18 protein-coding genes are annotated in these 24796 nt (G+C 66.7%); 4 read left to right on the top strand and 14 right to left on the bottom strand.

The window, feature by feature from the left end:
* The first annotated feature begins 40 nt into the window (after window positions 1-40).
* Window positions 41-1264: a helix-turn-helix domain-containing protein gene (locus E6A21_RS13450; protein ID WP_138444663.1), complete on the top strand. Its 1224-nt coding sequence runs from the start codon at window positions 41-43 to the stop codon at window positions 1262-1264.
* Between the two features lie 204 nt (window positions 1265-1468).
* On the opposite strand, the gene E6A21_RS13445 is transcribed toward E6A21_RS13450, so the two are convergent.
* The 7 genes from E6A21_RS13445 to E6A21_RS18190 all read right to left on the bottom strand — a co-directional run bounded on the left by E6A21_RS13445 (window position 1469) and on the right by E6A21_RS18190 (window position 11780).
* Window positions 1469-3580 carry a beta-galactosidase gene (locus E6A21_RS13445; protein WP_138444662.1) on the bottom strand — a complete coding sequence of 704 codons (2112 nt, stop codon included), beginning with the start codon at window positions 3578-3580 and terminating at the stop codon, window positions 1469-1471.
* Between the two features lie 60 nt (window positions 3581-3640).
* Complete coding sequence (locus E6A21_RS13440; RefSeq protein WP_138444661.1) at window positions 3641-4570, bottom strand: carbohydrate ABC transporter permease; 930 nt, start codon at window positions 4568-4570, stop codon at window positions 3641-3643.
* Window positions 4567-5511 carry a carbohydrate ABC transporter permease gene (locus E6A21_RS13435; protein ID WP_138444660.1) on the bottom strand — a complete coding sequence of 315 codons (945 nt, stop codon included), beginning with the start codon at window positions 5509-5511 and terminating at the stop codon, window positions 4567-4569. The genes E6A21_RS13440 and E6A21_RS13435 overlap by 4 nt, the downstream gene beginning before the upstream one ends.
* Window positions 5512-5608: 97 nt before the next feature.
* A complete protein-coding gene (locus E6A21_RS13430; RefSeq protein ID WP_246036503.1) occupies window positions 5609-6847 on the bottom strand; it encodes an ABC transporter substrate-binding protein in 1239 nt (412 codons plus the stop codon).
* A gap of 344 nt (window positions 6848-7191) precedes the next feature.
* Window positions 7192-8214, bottom strand: coding sequence for a LacI family DNA-binding transcriptional regulator (locus E6A21_RS13425; protein WP_138444659.1), 1023 nt, complete (start codon window positions 8212-8214; stop codon window positions 7192-7194).
* 158 nt (window positions 8215-8372) lie between these two features.
* Window positions 8373-9812, bottom strand: coding sequence for a glycoside hydrolase family 25 domain-containing protein (locus tag E6A21_RS13420; protein ID WP_138444658.1), 1440 nt, complete (start codon window positions 9810-9812; stop codon window positions 8373-8375).
* A 144-nt stretch (window positions 9813-9956) separates the two neighbouring features.
* Complete coding sequence (locus E6A21_RS18190; protein WP_246036502.1) at window positions 9957-11780, bottom strand: S-layer homology domain-containing protein; 1824 nt, start codon at window positions 11778-11780, stop codon at window positions 9957-9959.
* A gap of 335 nt (window positions 11781-12115) precedes the next feature.
* On the opposite strand from E6A21_RS18190, the gene E6A21_RS13405 reads away from it, so the two are divergent.
* Window positions 12116-13111: a glycosyltransferase family 2 protein gene (locus E6A21_RS13405; protein ID WP_171041395.1), complete on the top strand. Its 996-nt coding sequence runs from the start codon at window positions 12116-12118 to the stop codon at window positions 13109-13111.
* Window positions 13108-14538, top strand: a complete 1431-nt coding sequence (locus E6A21_RS13400; RefSeq protein ID WP_138444656.1) for a polysaccharide pyruvyl transferase family protein — start codon at window positions 13108-13110, stop codon at window positions 14536-14538. The genes E6A21_RS13405 and E6A21_RS13400 overlap by 4 nt, the downstream gene beginning before the upstream one ends.
* A 70-nt stretch (window positions 14539-14608) precedes the next feature.
* Here E6A21_RS13400 and E6A21_RS13395 read toward each other — a convergent pair whose 3' ends face one another.
* From E6A21_RS13395 to E6A21_RS13365, 7 genes are all read right to left on the bottom strand, one after another.
* Complete coding sequence (locus tag E6A21_RS13395) at window positions 14609-16123, bottom strand: PucR family transcriptional regulator (RefSeq protein WP_246036500.1); 1515 nt, start codon at window positions 16121-16123, stop codon at window positions 14609-14611.
* Entirely contained in the window at window positions 16120-17157 is a 1038-nt protein-coding gene (locus E6A21_RS13390) for an S-methyl thiohydantoin desulfurase domain-containing protein (protein ID WP_138444655.1), read from the bottom strand. The genes E6A21_RS13395 and E6A21_RS13390 overlap by 4 nt, the downstream gene beginning before the upstream one ends.
* A 9-nt stretch (window positions 17158-17166) precedes the next feature.
* The gene (locus E6A21_RS13385) at window positions 17167-18273 is read right to left on the bottom strand and encodes an S-methyl thiohydantoin desulfurase family protein (protein ID WP_138444654.1); all 1107 of its coding nucleotides are present in this window, start codon (window positions 18271-18273) and stop codon (window positions 17167-17169) included.
* Window positions 18270-19361, bottom strand: coding sequence for an S-methyl thiohydantoin desulfurase family protein (locus E6A21_RS13380; RefSeq protein WP_138444653.1), 1092 nt, complete (start codon window positions 19359-19361; stop codon window positions 18270-18272). Before E6A21_RS13380 ends, E6A21_RS13385 begins: the two co-directional genes overlap by 4 nt.
* A gap of 1 nt (window position 19362) precedes the next feature.
* Window positions 19363-20910, bottom strand: coding sequence for a hydantoinase/oxoprolinase N-terminal domain-containing protein (locus E6A21_RS13375; protein ID WP_138444652.1), 1548 nt, complete (start codon window positions 20908-20910; stop codon window positions 19363-19365).
* Window positions 20911-20942: 32 nt separating this feature from the next.
* On the bottom strand, window positions 20943-22283 hold the full coding sequence (locus E6A21_RS13370) for a purine-cytosine permease family protein (protein ID WP_138444651.1): 1341 nt from the start codon (window positions 22281-22283) through the stop codon (window positions 20943-20945).
* Between the two features lie 126 nt (window positions 22284-22409).
* Window positions 22410-23411, bottom strand: coding sequence for an alcohol dehydrogenase (locus E6A21_RS13365; protein WP_138444650.1), 1002 nt, complete (start codon window positions 23409-23411; stop codon window positions 22410-22412).
* 209 nt (window positions 23412-23620) lie between these two features.
* Between E6A21_RS13365 and E6A21_RS13360 the strand changes: the two genes are divergently transcribed.
* On the top strand, window positions 23621-24763 hold the full coding sequence (locus E6A21_RS13360; protein ID WP_138444649.1) for an alkaline phosphatase family protein: 1143 nt from the start codon (window positions 23621-23623) through the stop codon (window positions 24761-24763).
* Window positions 24764-24796: the final 33 nt, after the last annotated feature.

Raw genomic sequence — 24796 nt, 5'->3', positions numbered from 1 at the left:
CGAGGAGCTCGAGGAAAGGCTCGAGGAAAGGAAAGGGAAAATGGGAATCCGATTCGGCCAGCACCTGCGCACCCAACGGCTGGCCAGGGGACTCACGCTGGACGAGCTGGGGGAGGGGGCCTTCCCCGCCAGCTACATCTCGCTGATAGAGGCGGGCCGGCGCGAACCCGGTCCCGCCGTGGTCCGAGAGCTCGCTCGACGGCTCCAAGACCCACCGCGGGGGCTTCAAGGAGGGAGTGGGCAGACCGCAGCCGGCGACGGCGCTTACCTCGCGTCCGCCTTGGCGGCGCGGCAGGCGTGGGACCTCCGCGAATACGAGCACGCGGCCGGGCACGCCGAGACCGCCGCCGCAGCCGCCCAGACGGCGGGGAAGGCCAGCAGCTGGTGGGACATGGCCTGCCTGCGGGCTGAATGCCTCGTGAAGCTGAGGAAGTTCGAGGACTGCGTCGTCCTCGTCAGGAGGCTTCTCTCCCACCCGCTCTCGGAATCGCCAGCGCTGGCCTCCCGAGCCCACGAAATGCTCTCCCTCAGCTTCACCGGCCTCGGCAGGACGGCGGCAGCACTCGAGCACGCCCACGAAGCCGTCCGTCTTGCCGCCGAGATGCCCGGCAGGTCCGAGGTCCTCTTCGGGGCACTCCGAAGGCTCATCCGTGCCCTCGCGGACAGCGGCAGGCTCGATGAGGCTTGGGAACGCTGCCGTTCCCTGTCGGACCTGATGGCCGAGACCGAGACTGCCCCGGTGAGCACGGGCGAGAGCGAATGGACCATCGGCAATGTCGCCTTCATCCGGGGAGACCACACCGAGGGCGCCGAGCGGCACCGGCGAGCTGCGCGGTTCCTGTCGTCCGCCAACGACCTAGAGCTCTGGTCCCGGTTCAACCAGGAAATCGCGTCCACGCGCCTCGCGGGAGGGAACCTCGACCAGGACACGCTCGACGCGCTCAAGCGCGCAGAAATGGGCTTCTCCGTCATCGGCTGCCCCCGGGCCGACCAGCTCGAACTCGCGCTCCTGCGCGCCCGTTGGCTCTGCGCAACCGGCAGTCCGGCGGAATCGATCCCGCTGCTTCGCGAAGTCCATCAGGGCAGGGGCCTCCTGCGGCCTCACGTGGCCGCAGAAGCCGCGAAGCTCCTGGGTCAAGCGCTGAGAAAATGCGAGCTCACGGATGAGACGTCGGCTTCGGGCGAGGAGGCCCAAGGGGAGCCGGTTGTGTCCGCTCCGGCTGACGCACTGCCCGTGAGCTCCTTCGAAGCGAGTTTGGGATAGGGAGAGCCGGGTATCGGAAGAGTGGGCCGGTCAGGGGCCCTGCGGTTTGTCCCGCTGGGGAGCGGGAGTGCTTCATTGGGGTAGGGAGGGTCCGGGAAACCGGACCCTCCCTTTCGCATATGGCCTGTAGTTCTTCGAGTCGTGGAAAACCTAGGCGACGGAGGGCCAGCGTGGCCCACAAGAGGCCGTCGCAGCGTCGCAGTCCTAGAGGTTCGCTGGGTCTTCGGCGAGGACGCGGACGTCCCAAGCGCCGAGTTCTATCTTTTCGAGCACCTGATGCGTCGGTTCGAGGAGGTCGCGCATCTGGCCGGGGGCCGCGACGGTGGCAGGTTCCCAAGACCAGTTGTGCACGAAATGAACGCGGGTCCCATCGGCGCCCGTCGCCGAGTATACGGTCACAGCATTGGGCAGTTCCCGCCACTGGCTTGGGGTCGGGGGCACGAGCCAACGGACGATGTCCTCGGCAAGGGCGTCATCGGGCAGCGTCCCAACCGCCGTAATCCGTCCGCGGCCCGCCTCGACCGTGGTGATAGCGGCATAGCTCCCGAACTGGGGGTGCACGTAGCGTGCCAGGACAGTTGCTTCTCCGGGTTCGACGTACTCCGCCCAGCGGGTGGCGCGGGCCTTTTCGGACAGCGTGAGGCTCCCGGTGGCCACGAGTTCCAGCGGAGCATCGAGCTGGGAGAACTCCTGGTAGCTCATTCCCGCTGCGGCGTGGAGCCTAGCCGGCTTGGTCTCCCTTCGGGCACGGGCTTCGTGGTCAGCGTAAGCCGAGCGCATGCCCAAGACGAGATGACCGCCCGCTTGGGCGTACGCCTGAAGCCAGTCAAGGAGCCCGTCGTCGGCAATGTAGAGGCCGGCCACGATTAGCACGGGAAGCTCCTCCGCCACCTGCTGCGGGTCGAGACCGCCTTCCGGGGAAGTGATCTGGGTGTCGTGGAGGATCCTGACCGGGACCCCCGCTTTGTGGGCCCCGCGGTAGAAGGCCTCGAAGATCTTCTGGTAGGAGCGCTCGTCTCCCTCCATGGGCTGGTGCTCGACGTGGAAGCAGGGTTGGCAGGCGAGGCCCCATTTCGACTCGTTGGAGTAGACCATCCCGATGCTGGCATCCGGAACTAGCCCGGTCAGGACGCTGCCAGCCGTGTCCAGTTCCTTGCCGATGCGGGCGAGCTCGCGGTAGACGCGTCCGGGCTTCTGATCGTGGGGGAGGACCCCCACCCAGTAGGTCTCCGCGCCATAGTGGTTCGTGGCCCAGTGCCAGTACTCGATCATCTCGGCTCCACGGGAAATAAGGGCGTACGCGGCTTGCCGCCATTGCCCGTCGAAGGCGGGATAATGCATCGCCGATCCGCCGATCGCCCCGGCGTTGGTCTCGGTGACCAGGAAGGGAGCCTGCTTGGAGGAGTACATCCTGTCCCCGCTCTGGAAGAGCGTCCAAGCCCCTGCGGTGGCCCAGCCCTGTGGTTCGGTGGTCGCCCTGCCCGCTGCAAATGCTTCCTGCATGGCGTAGTACGGGTTCCCGGCGGTGATGTCGAATGCGCGAGTCAGCTCTTCGTCGTGCTGAGAGGGGCGGTCGTAGGCGATGCACGTGGTGACGAATTGTTCGGGAGACGCGTATTCCTTCACGATGGCCGTCTGCCAAGCCAGGTATTCCGTGGTGAGGCGTGCCTGGAAGCGCCGCCAGGCCAGATCGTACTGGGGCTGGGCGTTATTGTCTGGAGTCCACAGGTCTGCCCACGTGGAAAGCTGGTGTGACCAGTAGACCAGGCCCCATTCTTTGTTCAGGTTCTCGACGGTTCCGTACTGGTGGCGCAGTTCGTCCTTGAAACGCTCGAAGACCCCGCGATTGTGAAAGCTGAGCAGGCCCGGTTCGTTGTCGACCTGAAAGCCGATGACCGCGGGATGTCCGGCGAAACGGCCTACGATCGTGCGAATGGCCCGCTCGGCGTGGAATTTGAAGGCTGGATGGGTGTAGTCGACCTCCTGGCGGGCCCCCCACCCGAGTGGCTTGCCGGTGCGGGTCTCAGCCGCGATCTCCGGATAGCGGCGGGCCAGCCACATGGGGACCGCATAGGTTGGGGTGCCGAGGACTACAGAGATACCGCGCCGGTGGGCGCCGTCGAGGACCGGCGTCATCCATTCGAGGTCGAACCGGCCGTCTTCGGGCTCCCACTGGGACCAAGTCGATTCGCCCACCCGGATGACGGTCATGTGGGCCGCGACCATGAGGTCGAGGTCTTCCTCGAGCCGGGGCGAAGGCTGGTATTCGTGGTAATACGCGGCGCCGAAGAGTACTTTGCGTGGGCTTGCAGACATGGTCTTCTTTCAGATGGGAGCATGCGGAGATCGATCCGCACAGGAGACGGAGGGTGCGGCTCAGCCCTTGGTGCTGCCGGTTGCGAGACCGGTCTGCCAGTAGCGCTGGAGGTAGAGGAAACACAGGATGAGCGGCACGACGGAGACGACCGATCCCGTGATTACGGTGGAGAACAGGGCTTGGGCTCCGCCACCGGCAGCACTGGCCGCCTGCTGTTGGGCAAGCCCCACCGTCAGGGGATAGAGGCCCGAGCTGTTGAGCATGATCAGGGGAAGGAAATAGTTGCTCCAGGTCGCCACCAGTGCGAAGAGGAAGACTGTGACCACGCCAGGCCCAAGCAGACGCAGGCCCACCTGCCAGAAGATTCGCCACTCGCCAGCTCCGTCCATTCTCGCCGCTTCGATGAGCGAGTCCGGGATCGCGTCCGCGGCGTAGACCCTCATCAGGAAGACGCCGAACGGGCTCACGAGCGAAGGGAGGATTATGGCCGAGGGAGTGTTCGTCAACCCTGCCGAGCTGAAGAGCAGATAGGTGGGGATGGCAAGGGCAGTGAGCGGGATCATGATGGCGCCCAGGGTCACGCTGAAGAGCGCCCTCCCTCCCGGAAAGTCGTATTTGGCGAAGGCGTAGCCGGCCATGGTGGCCAGCAGGGACGCGCCGACTGCGCTGACTCCTGCGTAGAGGACGGTGTTGAGCGCCCAGTGGAGGTAGATGCCGTTCTGGGTGCTGAAGACGGTGGCGAGGTTGTCGAAGAGACTGAACCTCTTCCCGAACCAAAGTCCGAAGCTTGTGAACAGGTCAGCGTTGTCCTTGGTGGACGCGACCACGAGCCACACCAGCGGGAAGGCGAAGTAGAGGCCGCAAACCCACAGCAGGAGCGTCAGCAGACTGCTCCGGCGCTCCTCGCGTCCTTTCCTGCGCCTCCCGATTCGGACACCGGGCGTTGTGCGCCGCTCGGCACGAGTGCGGGTAGCTGGGATGGCGCTCATGCGTTCTTCTCCCGCTTCTGGGTGCTCAGCTGCACCACGTAGGACACGATCATGATGACAATGCCGAGGATGAACGCCACTGCGGCGGCGTAGTTGACGTTTTGGTCGACGAAGGCGAGGTTGTACGCGTAGAAATTGGGGGTGAAGGAGTTGCTTATCGCGTTGGGTGCCAGATTGTGGAGCAGGCTCGGCTCGTTGAACAGCTGGAAGGTTCCGATGACCGAGAAGATGATGGTCAGGAGGATCGCGGGGCGGATTGCAGGGATTTTGATGCTCCAGGCGATGCGCCATTGGCTGGCGCCGTCAATCTCCGCCGCCTCGTAGAGCTCCCCGGGGATCGACCGAAGGGCCGAGTACATGATGATCATGTTGTAGCCCGCAAACTCCCAGGTGACGATATTCATCAGGGAACCGAGGACGTTTTCGGGTGAGAGCAGATCCGGGGCGCCTAGCCCGATGGCCCGGAGGGTCTGCGCGATGGGTCCGAAATCGTTGCCGTAGAGGTAGCCCCACATCAACGTTGCTACAACGCCCGGGACGGCGTACGGGATGAACATCAGGAGCCGGAGCACCTTGCTCCCACGGACCCAGCCGCTGTCGAGCGCGAGGGCGCAGAACAGGGCCAGCGCGAGCATGACCGGGACTTGGATCACGAGGAAGAGCGCCATTCTCGCAACTCCTCCCAAGAACGCCGTGTCGGTGAACGCGTGGAGGTAGTTGGCGAATCCGACGAAGCTGACCCCGCCCACGAGTCTGGTCTGAAAGAAGCTGAGATAGCCCGAGTAGAAGAGGGGCACGATCAGCATGGCCACGAACACGGCGAAGAAGGGAAGGACGAACAGGTAGGCGGCCGCGTGCTGTCGGCGTCTGGTGCTTCCAGGCCGGAGACGGTGCTTGTCGCCTGTCCTGGACCGGGGACGGGCTGCGATCGTGCTGGCCATAACAACTCCTTGTGATGCTCCCGCATCTGGGCGGACTTGTGAGGGCCCTTGGGGGGACCGTGGGTCCCTCCCAAGGACCGGTTTGGATTGGGGGGTCTTACTGGACGGTGAATCCCTGCTGGGTGCCGTAGTCCTTCAGCTCTTTCTGCCACGCGTCCAAACTCGCGGAGATGTCCGACTTGTCCGCGATCGCTTTGCCGACCGTGTCGTTGAAGCTGGAGTAGGCGTAGTCCATGTAAGGCAGCCATTGGAAGGTCGTGTCGACGTTGTTCGAGATGCCGGCGAAGAGCTTGTTGACCTGTTGTCCGCCGTAGAAGTCAGACTTCTGGTCGACGAAGGAGGGGTCCTTCAGCACGGTCGTGTCCGTTGGGAAGAGGAACTGCTTCGTGGCCAGCTGGTTTGTCGAGGTCGCGTCGTTGTTGATGAATTTGGCCAATTCATACGCCGCGATCGGGTTCTTGGTCGTCTTCAGGACGGCGTCCGCCGAACCTCCCCAGTTGCCCGCCTTCTGCTCGCCGGCGTTCTGCTGGGGCAGCTGGGCGGCATTCCACTTCCCGGCCGTCGAGGCGGCTGTACCCTGAAGGAAAACCGGCCCCCAGGCTGCAGTTAGCCATCCTGCGTACTTTCCGTTGGCCAAGCCTTGGTACCACTGGTCCGTGAAGTCGGGGTCGACTGACACGAGGCCACCTTGGATGAGTTTCTGCCAGTACGCTGCGACGTTCTTCGCCTGCGGGCTGGCTACGTTGACTGTGACTGTCTTGTTCCCGTCGTAGCCGAATGGTTTCAGCCCGGCCTGCCAGAACAGTCCCATCAGCTGCCCGGGGTCATTCGGGGCGAGATTTGACATGTAGGCACCGGTGGAGGACTTCACGGCCTGCGCGTCCTTGGCGTACTCGTCCCAGGTCGCGGGAGCGTTCGTAATCCCTGACTTGGCGAAGAGGTCAGTGCGGTAGAGGTTCCCCATGGGGCCCGAATCCTGAGGAATGCCGTAGACCTTCCCGCCCTGGTCGACCTGATTCCACACCCACGGGACGTAGTCTCCCTTGAGATCTCCGGCGCCATACGGGGCCAGGTCCAACAGGCTGTCGGTCAGGGCGAAGGACGACGTCTCCTGATACTCCATTTGCACCACATCCGGCGCTCCCTGACCAGCCTTCAGCGCAGTCCGGATCTTGGCGTAGTGCGGGGCGCCCTGCCCGACGTTCTGCAGGTTCACCTTGATGGCGGGGTACTTCTTCTCGAACAGGTCTACCTCGTCCTGCATCTTCGGTGTCCATGACCAGAAAGTGAGGGTGGTGGGGGTCTGCATGGCCTTGTCGATATCCGCCTGTGACACGGCAGAGGCTGACGGGGACGACGAAGGCGACGCTCCCGCTCCGCAGCCTGTCAGAACCATGGCCCCTGCAAGCATCCCCGCGCCCAGTGCTGATGCGGAGGCAAGTCGATTTCTCTTCAACGGTCTTCCTTATGGTCGGTCACTCCGATGTGACGATCACTCCCGCCCCGGCGCGGGTGGAGAACTAGGCGGCCGCCGCGAAGTTCCGTGCCCCGCCCCTCGGCTGCCCATCGGGGGCTGCAGGAGGCCGTCTGTGTTAGCGCTAACTTGAACGCTGGCATCACCCTACGCCTCTGTGTTAGCGGTAACAAGAGTCTGGGGCGGACTTCTTTGCCTCTGGAGGCCTAGGCTCCCGGGGCTGCCGTGGAATGACCCACAATCAGCCGAGGAGGAGCGGGCACAGCGGGCGTTGGTGCTGCCGCCTCCACTCCCATGGAGAGGAGACGGTCGATCGCCGAGGCGCCCAGGCCTTCGAGATCTAGGCGGATGGTGGTGAGGGAGGGTCGGTAGAACTCCGACTCGGGGATGCCGTCGAAGCCCACAACGCTCACCTCATTCGGGACCCGGACGCCTCGTTCGCCGAGAGCAGCCAATGCGCCCAGAGCCATCTGGTCGTTCCCAACAACAAGCGCCGTCACCCCGGCATCCAAGGGCATCTCCATCGCTGCCCGGTATCCGGATGCCGCCGTCCAGTCGCCGTGGACGGTACCTGCGGAGGTGGTGGTGTCCGCGAGGTTTTCAAGTGCCGAGTCGTAAGCGGCGGCCCGAGCGCGGGCCGAAGGCCAGTCCGGGGGGCCGGCGATCTGGAAGAACCTGCGGTGGCCCAGTGCTGCCAAGTGGTCCATCAGCATGCCAGCCCCCACCTCGTTGGCCGCGGGGGTCGCGGAACCTTGCGGCGGCATGTCTGACTCAACGTGCACGGGAACGGTGAATCGCACTCTGCCGACGGCGTCAATGACCCGGTCCGTGGGTGCGAACACCATCACTCCTGCGAGGTCGTGCTGGTTGATCAGGCCTATTGCCTGGACGATGGCAGCGTCGTCATTTGGGTCTAGGCTCACGATGTCCAACAGGTATCCAGCCTCTCGGGCCCGGATGCTCGCCCCGTGGATGATCTTGTTCGGTCCGACCTCCATCAGTTCGTACACAAGCGCACCGATGCGATTTCCCCGGCTCGTCGCCAGGGCTCGAGCGGCACCGTTCGGCTTGTAGTCGAGAGCCTTCACGGCAGACTCAACCCGGTCTCTTATTTCCGGGCGAATGTTCGTATGGCCTTTGACGAATCGCGACACGGTCTGATGGGAGACGCCTGCAAGGGCGGCGACGTCATAGATGGTCGGCGGTCGGCCCTTCGACTCATTGCTCATGCTCTCCCTGACCTGACTCGACTGTCTGCCCCCTCTAGGTTACCGGTAACTCGATCCCGAGGGGCTGTCCTGTCTTGACAGCATCGAGCAATTTCGCGCAATCGGGCTTTGCCCTGGGCCATCCGGCGCCGCTCGTCGGTGCCTCGCCTCTCGCGGGCTCAGACGCAGGAGTGGTCGTAGTCGTAGGCGCCGGAGATGTACTGCGTGAGGGCGACCTTGCCGCCGCCCGTGAGCGGGGTGGCGGAGCAGCCCGCCTGCGCGGCTGCCGGGGTCGATGCCCCTGCGAGCCAGCTGCTGAGGGAGTAGAGGCTGCTGGTCGACGGCACAGTCCCGACGATCTGCGCCCACTGGGCGCTCGAGGAGTAGATCCCGATCCGGGCCCCAATACTGTTGAAGTAGTAGGCCATGCCTTCGAGGTCGGCCGTGTTCGCCGCAGGGTCGGTCGACCAGCTGTTGCTGGTCTCGACGTCGAGCCACCACGTGTAGGAGGCAGGGCTGCTCACTCCGCGGCTCGTCACGTCGTCGTACGCCTTGGCGTAGCCGTACATGTAGGAGCAGGCCGCGTCCTCCAAGCCGGCGCACAGGCCGTAGGGATTGGACACAGGGGTCCCGGCGTAGGTGTTGCTCGACGGCCACCATGAGCCCGCCGTGCCCGGATTGGCGGTGTTCACGTAAAGGGCCACCCGAGGCTGGCTCGTGCCCCCTGCCGAGGTGGACGCCCAGGACAGCTCTGAGGCCAGGCACGGGTTGGTGCTGGAGGCCGTGCCATTGTTGACGCCGACGACGGCGAACGCCTGTCCGCTCGGCATGGTGGCACCGCACTGCGGCCAGGACACGTCGTTGCCGACGACGGCCGCCTGCGGGTGGGTGAGTTGATAGAACCGGTACATGAACGCAGCCATCGCGTCCCGCGCCACGGCGTCCAGCGGCCGGTAGGTCTTGGACCCGTCTGCTTCCGTCCATCCGGTGCTGATCCCGTTGGTGGCCAGCCAGGTGATCTCCTTGTAGAACTGGGTGCCAGGCGTGATGTCTGCGAACGGGGAATCTGCTGGCGGGGTGAAGGCCGGGGAGGCGTCGAGGCGGTACATGAAGGCGGCCATCGCGTCCCGTCCCACCGGCTCCAGCGGACGGTACTGCCTGGTCCCGTCGGGCATCTGCCACCCAGTGCTGATGCCTTGGGCATCCAGCCAGGTGATCTCCTTGTAGAACTGCGCGCTCGGGGTGATGTCCGTGAACGGGGAATCTGCCGGCGGGGTGAAGGCCGGGGACCCGGCGAGGCGGTACATGAACGCTGCCATCGCATCCCTGGCCACCGGCAGCAGCGGCCGATACTGTCTCGTGCCGTCGGGCATGATCCAGCCGGTGGAGATCCCCTGATCCGCAAGCCACTGGATCTCTGTGGAGAACTGCGACCCCGACGGCACGTCCGCGAAGGAGCCGGACGATGTGGGCGTCGTCGCCGGCACTGCAAGCGCCCGGGCCACGGACGACGCCGATCCAGCCGGCGTTGCGGCCAGGGCGCCCGAGGGGGTGCCCAACACGCCAGCCACCACCACGGCCGCGCAGACTAGGACACGCGCCACCACACCACGGAGCATCGCACCGGGCCCTTCCGCTCGTTGGACGGAAAGACCCGCCCAGAGAACCGGCACTCAGGCACCGGCTCTTGAACCCTAGCCAGCGCCAGTCGTTTCGGGCAACAGAAGGCTTCGACGTCTGCCCCCAGCCATGGCAGTTGGACCTCAGCCAAGGTAAGTCGAATAGCGGTGCATGAACGCCGCCATCGCGTCACGGGTGACGGCGGCTCCCGGCCGGAAGGTGCCGTCCGGGTAGCCGGTGGAGATGCCGGTCGAGGCCAGCCAGGTGATCTCCTTGTAGAACTGGGTGGACGGCGTGATGTCCGTGAACGGAGACGTGGCGGGCGGCGTGAAGGCAGGGGATCCGGCGGCACGGTAGAGGAAGGCCGCCATCGCGTCACGGTTGACCGAGGCGAGGGGCCTGTACGTCCCGTCCGGGTAGCCGGTGGTGATGCCGGTCGAGGCCAGCCAGGTGATCTCCTTGTAGAACTGGGTGGACGGGCTGATGTCCGTGAACGGGGACGTGCCAGGAGGCGTGAACGCGGGGGAGTGCTTGAGCCGGTAGAGGAAGGCCGCCATGGCGTCGCGGGTCACGGGGGCAGTGGCCCGGTACGTGCCGTCGGGGTAGCCGGTGGAGATTGCTGCCGATGCCATCCAGCACATATCGGAGGCGAACTGGTCCACGGTCAGGACATCGGTGAACCCGCACTGGCGCGGGGCGATGGCCCTGAGCCCCCGGAGGGTCCCATTGCCGGTGGGTGCGTCATAGCCCGGCAGGCTCGAGCAGAGGTACGCCACGCTGCAGGTGCCGTTGCTCCCCGAAGCAGGGTCGAAGAGCCCGGTGGGGGCCGAGTAGGGGAGGCTGCCGGGATAGTCGGTGGTGGGCTTGCCCGCCATTGCGTAGGCGGCGGCGACGAGAGGTGCCGCGGCGCTGGTGCCGCCCATGACGAGCCAGCCGCTCAGGCCGTTGGGGCCCGGGACGCTGTCGTAGACAGCTACTCCGGTGGAGGGGTCTGCGACCGCGGCAAGGTCCGCCTCTGTCCGTGCGCCGCAGCCGTTGTCCTTCTGCCACGCAGGCTTTCCCTCATAGCCTGAGCAGCCGCTTCCGCCGTACTGCCAGGCCGACTCGCTCCACGCGCCGGTTGCGGCGTCCTGTAGCAGGCTCGTTCCTCCCACGGCTATGGTCTTCGGCGAGGCCGCCGGGTATTCCGTGCCGTAGCCCTGATCGCCGCTGCTGGCAGTGACAGCGACCCCAGGATGGTCGAAGTACGCGCTGTCGTAGGTGTTCTGGCCGCTGAACTCGGGGGCGCCGTAGCTGTTGGACACCGCGTCCGCGCCGTGGGCGACTGCGGTGTTCACTGCGGTCCCCAGATCGTCGATCGAAGCGCTGTCCGCCTCGACGAGCAGGATCCTGCAGTTCGGACACCCTGCTGCGGCCATCTCCATGTCCAGCGAGATCTCCTGAGCCCAGCCCGCGTCCGCGGCAGGGAACTTTGCTCCTCCGCGCTGGTCTAGCTTGGTGAAGCAGCCGCTCGACGAGGTGCAGGGTGGGAGGCCGTACTTGCTCCGGTAGGTGGCAAGGTCTGATTCCGCGTTGGGCTGGTCGTAGGCATCCACGATCGCTATGGTGCGCCCCGTACCAGCGCTGCCCCCGGGCAGCTGATAGGCCGACTGCAGGTCAGCGGGGGAGTAGCCGTAGGGGAGCGCGTTCGGAGCGACCTGTCCGCTGACGTCCAGGTCGGCCACCGCATTGCAGGCCATGCGGCCGGGTTTCGGGGCTTGGCAGACCTTGGCATGCCGATGGCCCTTCAGCTGGTCCGGGACCTGGGCGCCGTGGGGATTCGGAGACTTGCCGGTCGCGACGTGGCTGGCTGGAACTGCTGCCCCCGCCGCCGTTGGGACCTCCGCAGCCGAGGCGGGAGCGGGGACGGCGCCGAGGACGAAGAGTGCGCTCGCGAGCAGCAAAGTGAGCAGACGAGAGGACTTCAACGGCATTCCTTCTTCCTGATGCATGCCAATCACCGCGGAGGCGGCTTTCCTGCGGCACGAACAGACTTTCCTGGAGCACGAACAGTCTTTCCTGAAGTCTGACAGGACAACCCGTTTCCAGTCATACCCTTTCATCCCCCAGTCTGAAACATGACGGATCCGTCAAAGCCGCGCGCGCCAGAATGGGGCGGTGCAGGCAGGTATCCATGTAGCCGAAAAGCCCGGGGCCGGTCCCGATAGAATGGCTGAGCAGCTGGCCGCTGTTCGGGCGGTCCAGTCACGTCATGCGCCCTGGTTCTGAGGGGCGCTCACCCTGCCATTTACGAGGTCGAAGTTTGTCTTCTGAGAGTCAGCCGCGCGTCGCGATCATCACCCGGACGAAAGACCGGCCGCGCCTGCTGCAGCGCGCGCTCAGAAGCATTCTGGCCCAGGAGTTCCGGGACTGGGCGCTCGTCGTCGTCAACGACGGCGGTGATCCGAACAAGGTCGAGGAGGTCCTCGCCGAGCACGCGGACAGGCTCGCCGGGCGGGTGCGCGTGCTGCACAATCAGGACAGCAGCGGCATGGAAGCAGCATCTAATCAGGGAATCCGAGCCTCGGAGGGCGCGTACGTCGCCATCCATGACGACGACGACGAGTGGGCGCCGGAGTTCCTGGCCGAGACAGTCGCCTATCTCGACGCCCACCCCGAGGACGGCGGGGTGACCGTTCAGACCGAGATCGTCTTCGAGCAGCTCACGGAGAACGGACGCGAAGTCCAGGAACGGGTCCCGCTGGAGCCGAACATGCAGGCGATCACGCTGGTGGACCTGCTGCACTACAACAGGTTCGTCCCGATCTCCTTCCTGTTCCGGCGGGAGGCGTACGAGGCTCTCGGCGGCTTCGACGAGAGCCTTCCCGTCGTCGGCGACTGGGAATTCCACCTCCGCTTCGTCGTCCAGCACCGCGTCGGCTTCATCAAGGGAAGGCCCCTCGCCTTCTGGAACCAGCGCCGTGACGCGAGCGGTTCGGAAGCGAACAGCATGATCGCAGGACTCGCCGACCACCATGCGTTCTCGCTCCAGGTCCGCGACCGGCTCCTGCGCGAGCACGCCCAGGCCAACGGGCTCGGCCCACTCCTGTACGAGAGGGAGCTCCTTGGCTTCGAGATGCATCGGCTGCACGAGCACCTTGATCGAGTCGAGCGAGAGCTGCATGACCTCAAGGACATGGTCCGGGAGTCCACTCTTCCTGGCACGTGGCGCCTCCGCCGGGGCCACCGCGCCGTCCGCAGCCTGGCAGCCCGCCTGAAAGCCGCCCTTCCGGCCTCTGATCGGGGGAGGAACGCATGAAGACGGCAGTGCTCGGCGACGTCGGCCAGACCCAGTACCACGTGGGCGATGAAGCCATGGCGCACGCAGCAGCCCGCGAGCTCGAGGCCCGCGGAATCGAAGACCTGGTCATCCTGACCCGGGATCCGAGCGAATCCGAACGTGAATACGGGAAGCCCGCCCGGTTGAGGCCCCAGGTCCCCTGGAACGCGTTCGAGCGCCATCGGGCCTTCGAAGAGCTGCTCGACCCCTCCGGCCGGAGCGCCTCGGAAGGAACCCGCGCACTGCGCGCCGCGATCCTCGGAGCCCTCGAAGGGTGCGAGGCACTCCTCCTTGCGGGGGGAGGCAATCTGACCTCCCAGTACGGAGGACTGCTCTTCGAGCGGATGGCCTTCATGCACCTCGCTGCCCAGCAGGGGATACGTGTCGTGGTGTCGGGGCAGACCGTGGGTCCGGTCCTGACCGCCCCGGACGCCGCCCATCTTGGTCCCGTCCTCGCCGACGCCCGGCTCGTGGGTGCACGCGAACGAGAGTCGAAGGAGCTGCTGGACGACCTCGGCGTGCCCTCGGCCTGGGTCCTCGACGACGCGTCCTTCCTGACTCAGCGCTCGGAAGACGGGGGCTACCTGGCTGTCACCCTGGCCCCCGGGAGCGGAGCCATGGGCCGCAGCGACTACATAGAGACCATGGCGCGGCTCGTCACGCGGGCCGCCCGGGCATCCGGGCTCCCGGCCCTCTTCGTCCCGCACGTTTCGACCTTCGGCCAGGACGACGGCGATACGGAGGTCCACAGGGCCGTGGCCGCGCTGCTCGACGGCGTCGAAGCAGAGGTCCTGTCGCAGAAGAACGCCCTGGAGACCTCGCAGGCCACCGTCGACGCCTCCCTCGTCCTCTCGACGAGGTACCACCCCGTGGTCTTCGCCCTGGGGGCCGGTGTGCCGGTCATGCCGGTGGCTGTGGACCTCTACGGTGAAGTCAGGATCGGCGGCGCGCTCGAGAACTGGGGCGCCCGGGGTCTCCTCCGCTCCCTGCGCCAGCTCGGGGGATCTGAGGAAGATGCCTGGACCGAGGCGGCTCTCCAGACCCGGGGGAGGCTCGCCAGCCACCTCGACGGACTGCACCCGAAGATGGCCGAGGCCCACGGCCGCTGGTGGGACGCCGCGGCCTCGGCCCTCCGAGGGCAGCCGGCGAGCCCTACCGCTCTGCCCGAGGCTCCGATCTGGCAGGACGGGTCCGGTGTGCTGGCCGCTGGTTCGGAAGGCTGGGCTGGGCCATTGAACGCAGGCAATGAGCTCGCCATCGGAAACCTCCTCCAGCACGTCGACTGGCTCCAAGGCGAACTGCGGGCCGAACGCGACAATGCCGCCGGCGCGTCTCCTTCAAGTCCGGACCCCCTGCGGCGCGCAGCCCGCAGCGTCGTCTCAAGATTCCGCGGGGCGCGGTCCTAGCGCCTCGGCTGCGTCCGATTGCCCCCGGCTTCCTGGGGGAATCAGACGGGCGGATGAGAGCCGCAGGGCGTCATCTGAGCAGGGCTCTGCACGCCAGATGGAGCGCGAGCCGGGATTCGGGGTCCGAGAAGTCGATGCCGAGAATCTCCTGCGCCCGGTGGATTCGGGTTGCGACGGTGTTGCGATGGAGGTTGAGGGCCGTCGCGGTGGCGACGATGTTCGATTCGTGGTCGAGGTAGGCCGAGAGGGTCGTGAGGAGTTCGTTTCGGTCCTTGCGGAGCGAAGCGAGCAGGGACTCGGCTGCCGGGATGAATGTGTCGCTGCCGGTCCATGCGAGGAGCAGCTGATCGAGGCCGAGGCTGTCCACGCGGAGGAACCATCCAGTGGATGCCCGGTCGGCGGCAATGCGTGCCGCGTCCGCGGCCTCACCGAGCGTCGAAGCCAGGCCGGGTGATCCGTGCTGCATCGATCCGACGCCGGTGGCGATGTTGAAGGATCTGCGTGTCTGGGTGTGGAGCTCGCGCAGTGCCGACACTGCCTTCTCCACCTGGTTCGGAGGGGGCATGTCAGGGAAGCTCAACCATCCGGTGACCCCTCGGCCGCTTGTGGTCGCGTGGGAGTCGGTGCCGAGGCGGCCCAAACCCTGAGCGACGTGGCGCAGCAGCTGGAAGGGATCGACGCGACCACGACCGATCACCCGGAACCCGAGGTGGTATCCGGCAGTTTTCCACCCGTGCTCGAGCATCCGCCGTTCGACCTCGGGATCGGACCCGCCGCGCAAGTCGAGGAAGTCCCTGAGCAGTCCCGATGAGGCCGCGGCGTCGTTGACGGCGGCGACATCGTCGATGAGGATGCGTGCCGCGATGGCGGGCATGGCTATCTCGGCGGCTGCGGAGAGAGCCCTGAGCTGAGCGCTGCTGAGCCCCTGTCCGAAAAGGACGAGGCGTAGGCCCGTGTGGGTGGGGCTCTCGATGCGGACGGAGACGGCGCTGGAGGATCCGGATCGGGCGACGTCGAGCCAGGCGTCGAAACGGATGTCCTTGCGCAGGCTGTCCTCGAGATGGCCGCCTGCTTCATGGAGTACACCAGAGGCGTCGACGACGGCGAGGCCATGGCCCACGTTTCCGGCGAGATGGCGGAGGAGGCCAGCCAGATCCTCGGCCGAGTACGCGAATGACTGTGCAACTCTGCGCACATACCTGAGAGTGAGGGCGTCCCCGGCCTCGGACAGTTCCCAGCAGGCTTTGGTGAGGTCGATGGGGCGGTCGACGTCGAGGACGGCTAGCCCTAGGCGTTCGGCGATCTGCCGGGCGCCCGCGCTGAGCCGTTCGGCCCGGGGGAGGGCGACGATTGGGAATCCACGCTCGTGGACGCGGCGCATGAGGGCGTCCTGCTGCCAAGGGGCTGAGGACAGGGCCGTGGTGAGGATGGCCAGCTGGCCTCGCCCGCTGCTGGGCAGTCCGGGTTCGTCCTGTTCGACGACGGCCTGGTCCCAGACAGTGGAGCCCGACCCCACGATCATGCGGAGTCCGCCATTCGCGGGGTGGGCGAGCAGAGCCTCAAGCGTGAGCTGCTCCGCGGTCACGTGATCGCGTCCAGTTCTGTCAGTCCGTAGGCCGAGGGCTGGACCCGTCGGAGCCTGTGGGGTGAGGCGTGCCACCACGCAGGGCCCGGCAGCTCGATCGCCACGATGTGCCGGGCGAGGGTCAGGTCGGTGACCTCGAGGATCTCGCGGGACACCGCATCGAGCAGGGCAATGACGGTCGGCGCGGACGCCTCGAGCCGGCCGTCGGTCATGAACGCAAGGGTCTCTGTCCGCGAGACGATCCGGTGGACCTCGCCGTTGACACCGGCCAATTCAACGGTCCTCACGAAGGGATCCCGGTCATCGGTGTCGACGGAGGTGATCCGCCCGTGCCCCAGGAGCCGTCCGCCCAGGGCGCCAGCCAGCGCTGCCGGAGGCCAATGGGCAGAGCTCAGGTATGCGCTTCCGAGCCGGAGCGCCACGTCGAGGTGACCTGGAATCGCGTGCTCTATGAGGTCTCCGACTGTGAACCCTGCGAAGACCGCCCCGCCTGCACCCCCGGCCTGGATGATCGCCGAACGGATGACGCGCTCGGCGTCTATGGCCCGGTCGGTGCTGACCAGCATTGCCCCACCAGCCCCGGTGTCGCACGCGGCGACGATGCCTGGGAGGCGGTCGACGAACAACGATATCTGGTCAAGTCCCGGGACGGCCCTACCGGTGCAGTCCGCATCCACGACGATGCGGTCGGGCGCGAAGGTGAGAGGAACCAGGCCGTTGAGCCCGCCGCCCTCGAGGGAGCACACCGCGGGGACGCGGATGCCCAACCATCGTTCGACGGCGTGGACCAGCGGCTCGAACGGTGCGTCGCCGGGCAGGCGTTCGCCGAGCAGGATTGTCGAACCGACGAACGCCGCGGCGAGGCACGGCGTCGTCGGATCCAACTCTTCCGGTCCGGCGATGGCGATCGGCCAACCGCGGGAGCGTCCGAGCATCAGCTCGAGCATTGTGGTAGTACCGCCACCGCCGGACCCCAGAAGTGCGAATCCCCGGGCGAGAGCAGGCAGCTGGGGCCGTTCGAGGGTTCTGGCCATGCTGTCAGCCTACGGGCGGAGTGCCACGGCCGCTCCCTCGACGGGTGCGAAGTCCTCCTTCAGACCGAAGGACGACGGCCCGAATGCTTCGAGGGCCTCGGGCGTCCGCATCATTTCGGGAGTGGAGATTCCGAGGACGCGCACCCGTTGGCCGTAACGGAGTCCTTCCGTGGTGATCGGCTCCGCCGACTCGTGGTCGACGACGCAGACGAGGTCTGGCACGATGGCCACCACTTCCCCGCCCCGGCGCGCGATGAGGTTCTCGTTCTGGAACTCGATCTCGAAGTCCTCCCCGTCCCCCGTGCCGGAGATCACGGCCCGCCCCTTCGCGAAGCCGTCCGTGGTTCGGCGCTCCACGTCCGTGACCTTGCCGACGAAGAGCTCGCGGACATGAGCGTACTGAGTCCCTGCCAGGGTGAGGGCGATGGCGTCGAACGGAGACCGGTGCTCTTCGCGGGCCAAGCGCATCGAGCGCCCCAGCGACAGTGCCATGGACAGGGTCCGAGGCACTGCTGTGCGCTTGACCTCGGCCCCGGTCATCGCGTACTCGGCGATGTGGGCCACGCCGCCGAGTCGGATGGTGATCCCCCGGGCGAGCCATTCCATCTGCCGGTCGTCGTCACCCGTGTCGATGACAACCCGCTCGCCGCGCTCTCCGGCGATGGCAAGGGGGGAGCCGTGAACGCCGTAGACAGCGAACGTCTCCATGTAGAGCTCGGGGAATGCCCGGCCCATGCCGTCGGCATCCACCACGGGGAGCCCGGTCTCGGCTGCGACGATGAGCGGGATCATCGAATTGATGCCTCCGCATTCGATCGGCATCGTCGCGTCGGCCTTCCTGCCGAGGTGTTCCTCGAGTGTCCGAAGGGCGAGAGTGGGTTCGGTTCCGGCGGGGATCTTCTCGACCATGACGGTGGGTGCGCCCATCTGCGCGGTCGGGATGACGAACGCTTCGTCTGCGAGGTCGTCCGGGTCGAGGACCGTGATAGCCCGGTCCCCGAGCACCCGCTCGGCCAGCATCCTTCCGATGTAGGGGTCGCCTCCGCCTCCGGTCCCAAGAAGCGTCGCGCCGCGCGCGAGATCGGGGAGGTCGGACGCTCTCAGCTGCCAGCTCACGCGATCGCCTCCGCCAGGTCTTCCACCGAGCCGTCGAAACGGTAGGAAGGGTGGTCGTAGCCGAAATAGCCGGGACCGACCATGGCCAGGGCCGCGGACGTGTGCCACCGTTCGTCCGAAGGTGCTGCGACCACGCGGACGCGCTGCCCGTAACGGAGGCCCTCGGTTGTAATGGGTTCGCCGGTCTCGTGTTCGAGCACGATGATGAGGTCCGGAGTCGTGGCGAGGATCCTGCCGTCGGATTCCGCGACAAGATGCTCGTTCTGGAACGAGAGCATGAGGACTGCGTCCTGCCCGTCGATTCGAGCCTGCCCGCGGGCAAAGCCTCTCGTCGTAGCCCTCTGGACGTCGGCGACCTTGCCCGCGAACAGCTCGCGGCCGCCCAGGAGCTCGACGGCGGCCGCCACGGGGTCGGACTTTGCCGCGCGTGCCCGGACGATCTCCTTTCCGATCGCGATGCACCTCGAAAGCGAGCCCTCGACAAGCGATTCCCGGGCTTGGGAACCGGTCATCCGGAAGCCGGAGATCATGACGGAGCAGCCCATCTCGACGCATGCGACCCTTGCGATGCGCTCCGTCCAGCTGTTGTCGACAGTCTGGAGGACGCCGACATTGCCCTTCTCGTCTCCGAAGGCCAGTGGGGAAGCGGTCACACCGTAGAGCGTGGGAAGGACCATCTGCAGCTCGGGGAATGCCCGCCCCATGCCGTCGGCGTCGAGGAGCGGCAGCCCCAGGGCGGCTGCGGCCGCGACGGGGATCGTGGAGTTGACTCCACCGATTTCGGCACACGCGATGTGAGTCACGGGTCGGCTGAGGTACGCGCCGAGTTCACGCACGGGGGCGATGACCTCCTCGAGGCTTGGGAGCTTCTCGACCATGACGGTGGGTGCGCCCATCATCGCGACGGTGAGCACCAGCGCGTCCTCGGGGAGCTCCTCGAGCGTCACCACGGGGATTTCCCCGTGTTCCTGAAGCGCGCGGGTCGCCAGGAGCGCCCCGATATAGGGATCTCCACCCCCACCGGTGCCCAGGACGGCTGCGCCCCGGGCGACGTTCTCGACGTCGCCCGCTGTCATTGTCCAGGCCATTTCACGCCCCCATATCGAGGTCGCCGACGGCCTTGACGCGGATGCGCGTGGCGTTGCCGGGAAGGTAGGGGAGGGGCACCTCGTCGAAGTCTACGATCATGACCGTGGAGGGTTTGGCGCCGGCAGCTACCGCCTTGTCCGAGGCCTCGGCCCGCACCTGGGCAAGGGTCTCCTCACGGTGCCCGGGTTCGACGGCGAACACTTTGTCGATCTCGCCGCCGACCTGTGCGATCGAGGCGCCGATCGCATTGGCAACGGCGTAGTTCTCCGGCCGGTGCACTGTGCCGAAGAGCGGCAACCGGTCAGGCAGGAGGACCGAACCCCCTCCAACCGCGACCACGGGGATGGGATCAGGCGAGGTGCGCATCCGGTCTACCGCCTCCGAGATCCGCTCGGCGATCCGGTCGAGCACCCGGCGGATGAAATCCGGATCGAGGTGAGCGACCTTCGACGGGTCACCGATGTCGGCACGCCCCGCTGCCACGGCGATGTCTGTCGCTGTCAGGGTCGATCCGCCGAAGACGAGCGCCTCCGTCGTGAGCCTGTAGCCCACGGACTCGGGGCCGACCTCACCCGATACGGGATCGACGATGCTCCCGCCGCCGATTCCGATGGAGAGCACGTCCGGCATGCGGAAGTTCGTTCGGATGCCTGCGACCTTCACCTCATTGGCGGTCTCACGGGGGAACCCGTTGATGAGAAGGCCTATATCGGTTGTCGTTCCTCCGATATCTACAACCGCACAGGTCGCGAGCCCGCTCGTGACGGCGGCCCCGCGCATGGAGTTTGTGGGGCCTGAGGCGAAGGTGGCCACGGGGTAGAGGCGGACGTAGTCCTCGTCCATGAGCGTCCCGTCATTCTGGCTGAGGAAGATCGGAGCGCTGATCCCCTCGGCTCGGACGGCGGCCGTGAGGCCGTCGACGATTTCCGAGGCGAGTTCCCGCAGCGCTGCGTTGATGATCGTTGCGTTCTCGCGCTCGAGCAGCCCGATCCGGCCGATCTCGTGGGAGAGCGAGATGGCGACCTCCGGGCCCAGCTCGTCGGCCAGGATTCGGCCGGTCTCGACCTCCAGATCATGGTTCACAGGGCTGAACACGGAGGAAACCGCGACAGAGCGGATGCCGTTCGACTTCATGTCCGCCGCGTGCTTCCGCAGCTCCTCTGGGTCCAGGGGCGAGATGGGGCGCCCGTCGAACTCGTAGCCCCCGTGGGCGAGATAGCTTCGGCCCTGGATGGCGCTGCTCAGCGCCTCCGGCCAGTCGACAAGCGGGGGGAGGGCCTTGGTCGCAGGGAGCCCGAGCCTCAGGGCCGCTGTGGGTGCGAGGCGATTGGCCTGCACGAGGGCGTTGATGAAGTGGGTCGTGCCGATCATCACCGCGTCGATCTGGGTGTCCTGGAAGGGATGCCTCGCTCGGAGGTCCTCGATGGCCTGCACGATGCCGGAGGTGACATCGGGAGTGGTCGAGTGCTTGACCCCCTCTATTGCTCGGGTGCCCTCCATGAGGACAGCGTCTGTGTTGGTGCCGCCGACGTCGATGCCGATGTGCATGATTCTCGCTTTCTCGTTGGATGGGGTCTGTGTCAGGCTGCTGCGTCAGCGACGACGGCGGGTGGGGCCTGCTTCGTGACGGCGGCCCCGAGGCCGCGGACCAAGCCGAGCTTCCCGGCACCGATGTAGAGCACCATGGACAGCAGCAGGCTGAGCAGGGGAGGGATCCCCCAGGTGGTGAAGTAGCCCACCAAGGCGGAAGCGAGCCAGACGACGATGGTGGCCGGGACGATCCGAGGGGCGGTGGCAGGCAGGGCACCTGTGGCACGCGTGGCGTCGAGCTCGCCGCGCCACCGCTTCACGACGAAGTATTCGGCGACCATGATTCCCGCGATGGGAGGGAATGCGACCCCGAGGATCATGAGGAACCCGGCGAACTGGGAGAGGATGCCCGCTGCGGCGAGGATCGATCCGACGACGCCCAAGACGATCGTGGCGGACATGCGGTGCAGGTTCCTGCCGAACGCGGTCGAGATGAAGTTGACCAGCCCGAGTGTGGAGGAATAGAGGTTCCAGTCGTTGATCTTGAGAGTGCCGGTGATGACGATGACGAGACCGACGAAGCCGATGGAAGAGGTGACGATGGCCACGATGTCACCTGTTGCCGCCGCGTGGGCCAGGAGCACGCCTGCGAGCCCGATCACGAATTCGCCCAGGCTGACGCCGACGACGGTCTGCTTCACCACATCGGCTTTGGAGCGGTTGAAGCGGGTCATGTCGGCCGTGATGATCGCACCGACGATCAGACCGCCCGCGACGATCCCGGTGCCCTGCCACACGCTCATGGCCGGCCCGGGTGCGGGGCCGGTGAGGAGCGTCCCGAAGTCGTGGCGGGTCAACTCGCTGAGCACGGACCAGCCGACGAGGATCAGGAACAGCGGCACGGTGATGTTGGCGAGCCACTGCATGCCGACGAAGCCGAAGGCTACGATTGCGGTGACTCCGAGTCCGAAGAGGAGGCTCCAGACCCAGGCGGGCAGGACGCCCGGCATGAGCGCGTCGAGGGACTGCGCCGAGATAGCGGATTGGATCCCGAACCATCCGATGAGGCTGATGCCTATCGCGAGGCCGACAAGCGATGCGCCGATTTCCCCGAAGCCTGTCCATCGGGCCAGGAGTGCCGTGTTCAGGCCCTCCTTCTGACCGATGATGCCCACGATGCACATGATGACCTCGAGGATGACGGAACCGAGCAGCAGCGCCAGGGCCGCCTCGCCGAAGGTCATGCTGTAGCCGAGCGTTGCGCCCAAAAGGAACTGCGAGAGTGCGGAGACCTGCCCGAAGCGCTGGACCGCGATGCCAAACCACGGTTTCCGGGCCCCGGGCGTCACCCGAGAGAGAGCGAAGTCATCAGAGTGAACCTGGCTAGCCATCGTGGTCCTTCCAAGAAGATGGGCTGATGACCGTCAGGCTATTCAGGTTGAGGTACGGATCACATATGCATGGTGCACTGAAAAGGCCGAGCAGGGTGCTTAGTGCACACTGCTCGGCGCGAGGAGTCAGTCGGTGGTGAGGACTACGCGGAAGCGAGCCTTGCCGGACATCATGCGATCGAAGCCGTCGGCGGCCTTTTCGAGGGGGTAGGTCTCGATCAGGGGGCGCACCCCGGTGCGGGCCGCGAAGCGCAGAGTGTCCTCGGAGTCCTTGGCAGTGCCGGAGGCGTGACCGGCCACCGTGCGTCCGCCCTGGACGAGCTCGCCCGCGTTGGCGGCGAGGGGCTCGTGCGGGACGCCGAGGACGACGAGGCGGCCGCGGGCCGCGAGCCCTGGAATCGTGGCAGACATCGAGTCGGCGTCGGTGACGGTCGCGAGGACGAGGTCGGCTCCGCCGAGGGCCTTCAGTTCCGCGGCGACGTCCGAGGTGGTGCTGTCGATGTAGTGGTCGGCACCGAGCTCGCGGGCGAAGTCGGCCTTCTCTGCTCCGCGGGCGATCGCGATGGTCTCGAAGCCGAGCTTGGCTGCGAACTGGACGCCGAGGTGGCCGAGGCCGCCGAGGCCGAGGACTGCGACGCGGTCGCCCGGGCGGACACCGCTCGAGCGGATGCCGTTGAACGTGGTGACGCCGGCGCACATGAGGGGTGCGGCCTCGGCGAAGCCGAGCTCGTCGGGGATGGCGGCGAGGGCGTCGGCCGGGGCGACGAGGTACTCGGCGTAGCCGCCGTCGGAGGTGAGTCCGGTGACTTTGCCGACGTGGCAGGAGACGAAGTCACCGCGGCGGCAGGAGTCGCACTCGAAGCAAGCTCCGCCGAACCATCCGATGCCGACCCGCTGGCCGGGTGCCCACTGGGTGACGCCCTCACCGAGGGTCTCGATGGTTCCGGCGACTTCGTGGCCGGGGATGCGGGGGTAGGAGGAGGCCATGCCGGCCGCGGGCATGGAGTCGCTGTGGCAGATGCCGTTGGCCGCGACCTTGACCAGAACGTGGCCGCGAGGCACATCGGGGATGTCGCGCTCGACGAGTTCGAGGTCGGCGCCGGGGGAGCTGATCTGCGCTGCTCGCATGGGGGATCCTTTCGACGATCCGAAGCACGTTCCGCTTCGGTTGGGGTGCCACGCGGTTGGTACCCGGGCACGACGGGCCCACACATGAGGCAGCTGGCCAGCGGATGAACATGCCGTGAAAGCCGAGCGCCAACCGGTGACGGCGCGGCGAGGGCGGGAGAAGAATCGCCAGAGAACGCAGGTCCGGAGGGGTCGAGAGGATGGGAATCATGGCGGACAGCAGGGTGAAGCGAGTCATCGTGATGGTGCAGGAGAACCACACGACCGACAACTACTTCCGAGGACTCGCTCCGTACGGGGCGAACGTCGTCGCCGACTGGCCGATCCAGCCCAACCCGCCCTCGTCCGACCAGCCCCACGACCGGCGCGCTTACCACGACTGGCTCACCGGCCACCACGCCGCGACGCATACCCAGTTCGACACGACGGCGGTGTTGCCCTTCTATGCCCATCTGGCACTGACCGGGGCCTTCCTCGAGAACCACTGCAGCGGGTTCGGGACCAACTCGACGCCGAACCACCTCCTGCTGCTCGGAGGGCAGTCCCCGACGCTGCGCAACCCGTCGCGGACCCAGCCGCCCCCGCTGTGGGATATGCCGTCCGTCCCGGGCCTCGCCGAGGAAGCCGGCATCGCATGGCGCTGCTACACCGGAAGCAACAGCTACCCGGCCGGGTTCTACCCGCAGCTCCACGGCTCTCCGAACCTCCTGCCGAACGCCCGGTTCGTATCCGACGCAGCGGCCGGCAGCCTGCCGCCGCTCGTCTACCTGTGGCACGACTCACCCCAAGACGAGCACCCGCCCGCCGACGTCACGATCGGGATGAACAAGGTCTGGGAGGGCGTGGACGCAGTGGTGAAGTCCGGCGGTTGGGACGAGACGGTGTTCATGCTCACGTGGGACGACTGGGGGGGCTGGGATGACCATGTCGCCACCCCGAACGTGGAGCACACGCCCGACGGCGTCCAGCTCGCCTACGGCCCCAGGGTCCCGCTGCTCATGTTCGGCGGCCCGGTCAAGGCCGGGATCGACAGCAGGTGGTCCAACCACGCCACCGTCCCGCGGACGGTGATACAGCTGCTCGGGCTGCCGCAACTGGGGGTGGACAGGGTGGACAGCGACCACGGGCTCGCGGACCTCGTCGACCCCTCCGTGCACAATCCGGCTCCGCCGTCCTACGGAACGACGGCGGACATCCCTCCCGCTCCGAATCCTCCTCGAAAGCCGGCTCCCCTTCCGCCTCCGCCCGTCCCTGCCTCGAAGCCGGTGGGACCTGTCGTCCTCCGCGGCGGCGGGACGCTGCCCCCGCCCAACGATGTTCCGCTCACGCCGGTCCGCCACCAGGGGGGCTGAGAAGGTTCGGCGTTCCCGGGTCGTGCGGCTCGC

It is taken from the genome of Sinomonas susongensis, assembly GCF_005877005.1.
Taxonomy (GTDB): domain Bacteria; phylum Actinomycetota; class Actinomycetes; order Actinomycetales; family Micrococcaceae; genus Sinomonas; species Sinomonas susongensis.
The sequence above is the reverse complement of the archived record's forward strand: the minus strand, read 5'-3'. Positions and strand labels throughout refer to the sequence as shown.

Excerpts from the sequence above, each read along its gene's own strand:
- E6A21_RS13445 (WP_138444662.1), bottom strand. The coding sequence starts at position 3,580 with ATGTCTGCAAGCCCACGCAAAGTACTCTTCGGCGCCGCGTATTACCAC.
- E6A21_RS13450 (WP_138444663.1), top strand. The coding sequence starts at position 41 with ATGGGAATCCGATTCGGCCAGCACCTGCGCACCCAACGGCTGGCCAGG.
- E6A21_RS13420 (WP_138444658.1), bottom strand. The coding sequence starts at position 9,812 with ATGCTCCGTGGTGTGGTGGCGCGTGTCCTAGTCTGCGCGGCCGTGGTG.
- E6A21_RS13390 (WP_138444655.1), bottom strand. The coding sequence starts at position 17,157 with ATGGCCAGAACCCTCGAACGGCCCCAGCTGCCTGCTCTCGCCCGGGGA.
- E6A21_RS13360 (WP_138444649.1), top strand. The coding sequence starts at position 23,621 with ATGGCGGACAGCAGGGTGAAGCGAGTCATCGTGATGGTGCAGGAGAAC.
- E6A21_RS13370 (WP_138444651.1), bottom strand. The coding sequence starts at position 22,283 with ATGGCTAGCCAGGTTCACTCTGATGACTTCGCTCTCTCTCGGGTGACG.
- E6A21_RS13435 (WP_138444660.1), bottom strand. The coding sequence starts at position 5,511 with ATGGCCAGCACGATCGCAGCCCGTCCCCGGTCCAGGACAGGCGACAAG.
- E6A21_RS13375 (WP_138444652.1), bottom strand. The coding sequence starts at position 20,910 with ATGCACATCGGCATCGACGTCGGCGGCACCAACACAGACGCTGTCCTC.
- E6A21_RS13365 (WP_138444650.1), bottom strand. The coding sequence starts at position 23,411 with ATGCGAGCAGCGCAGATCAGCTCCCCCGGCGCCGACCTCGAACTCGTC.
- E6A21_RS13425 (WP_138444659.1), bottom strand. The coding sequence starts at position 8,214 with ATGAGCAATGAGTCGAAGGGCCGACCGCCGACCATCTATGACGTCGCC.
- E6A21_RS13440 (WP_138444661.1), bottom strand. The coding sequence starts at position 4,570 with ATGAGCGCCATCCCAGCTACCCGCACTCGTGCCGAGCGGCGCACAACG.
- E6A21_RS13380 (WP_138444653.1), bottom strand. The coding sequence starts at position 19,361 with ATGGCCTGGACAATGACAGCGGGCGACGTCGAGAACGTCGCCCGGGGC.
- E6A21_RS13400 (WP_138444656.1), top strand. The coding sequence starts at position 13,108 with ATGAAGACGGCAGTGCTCGGCGACGTCGGCCAGACCCAGTACCACGTG.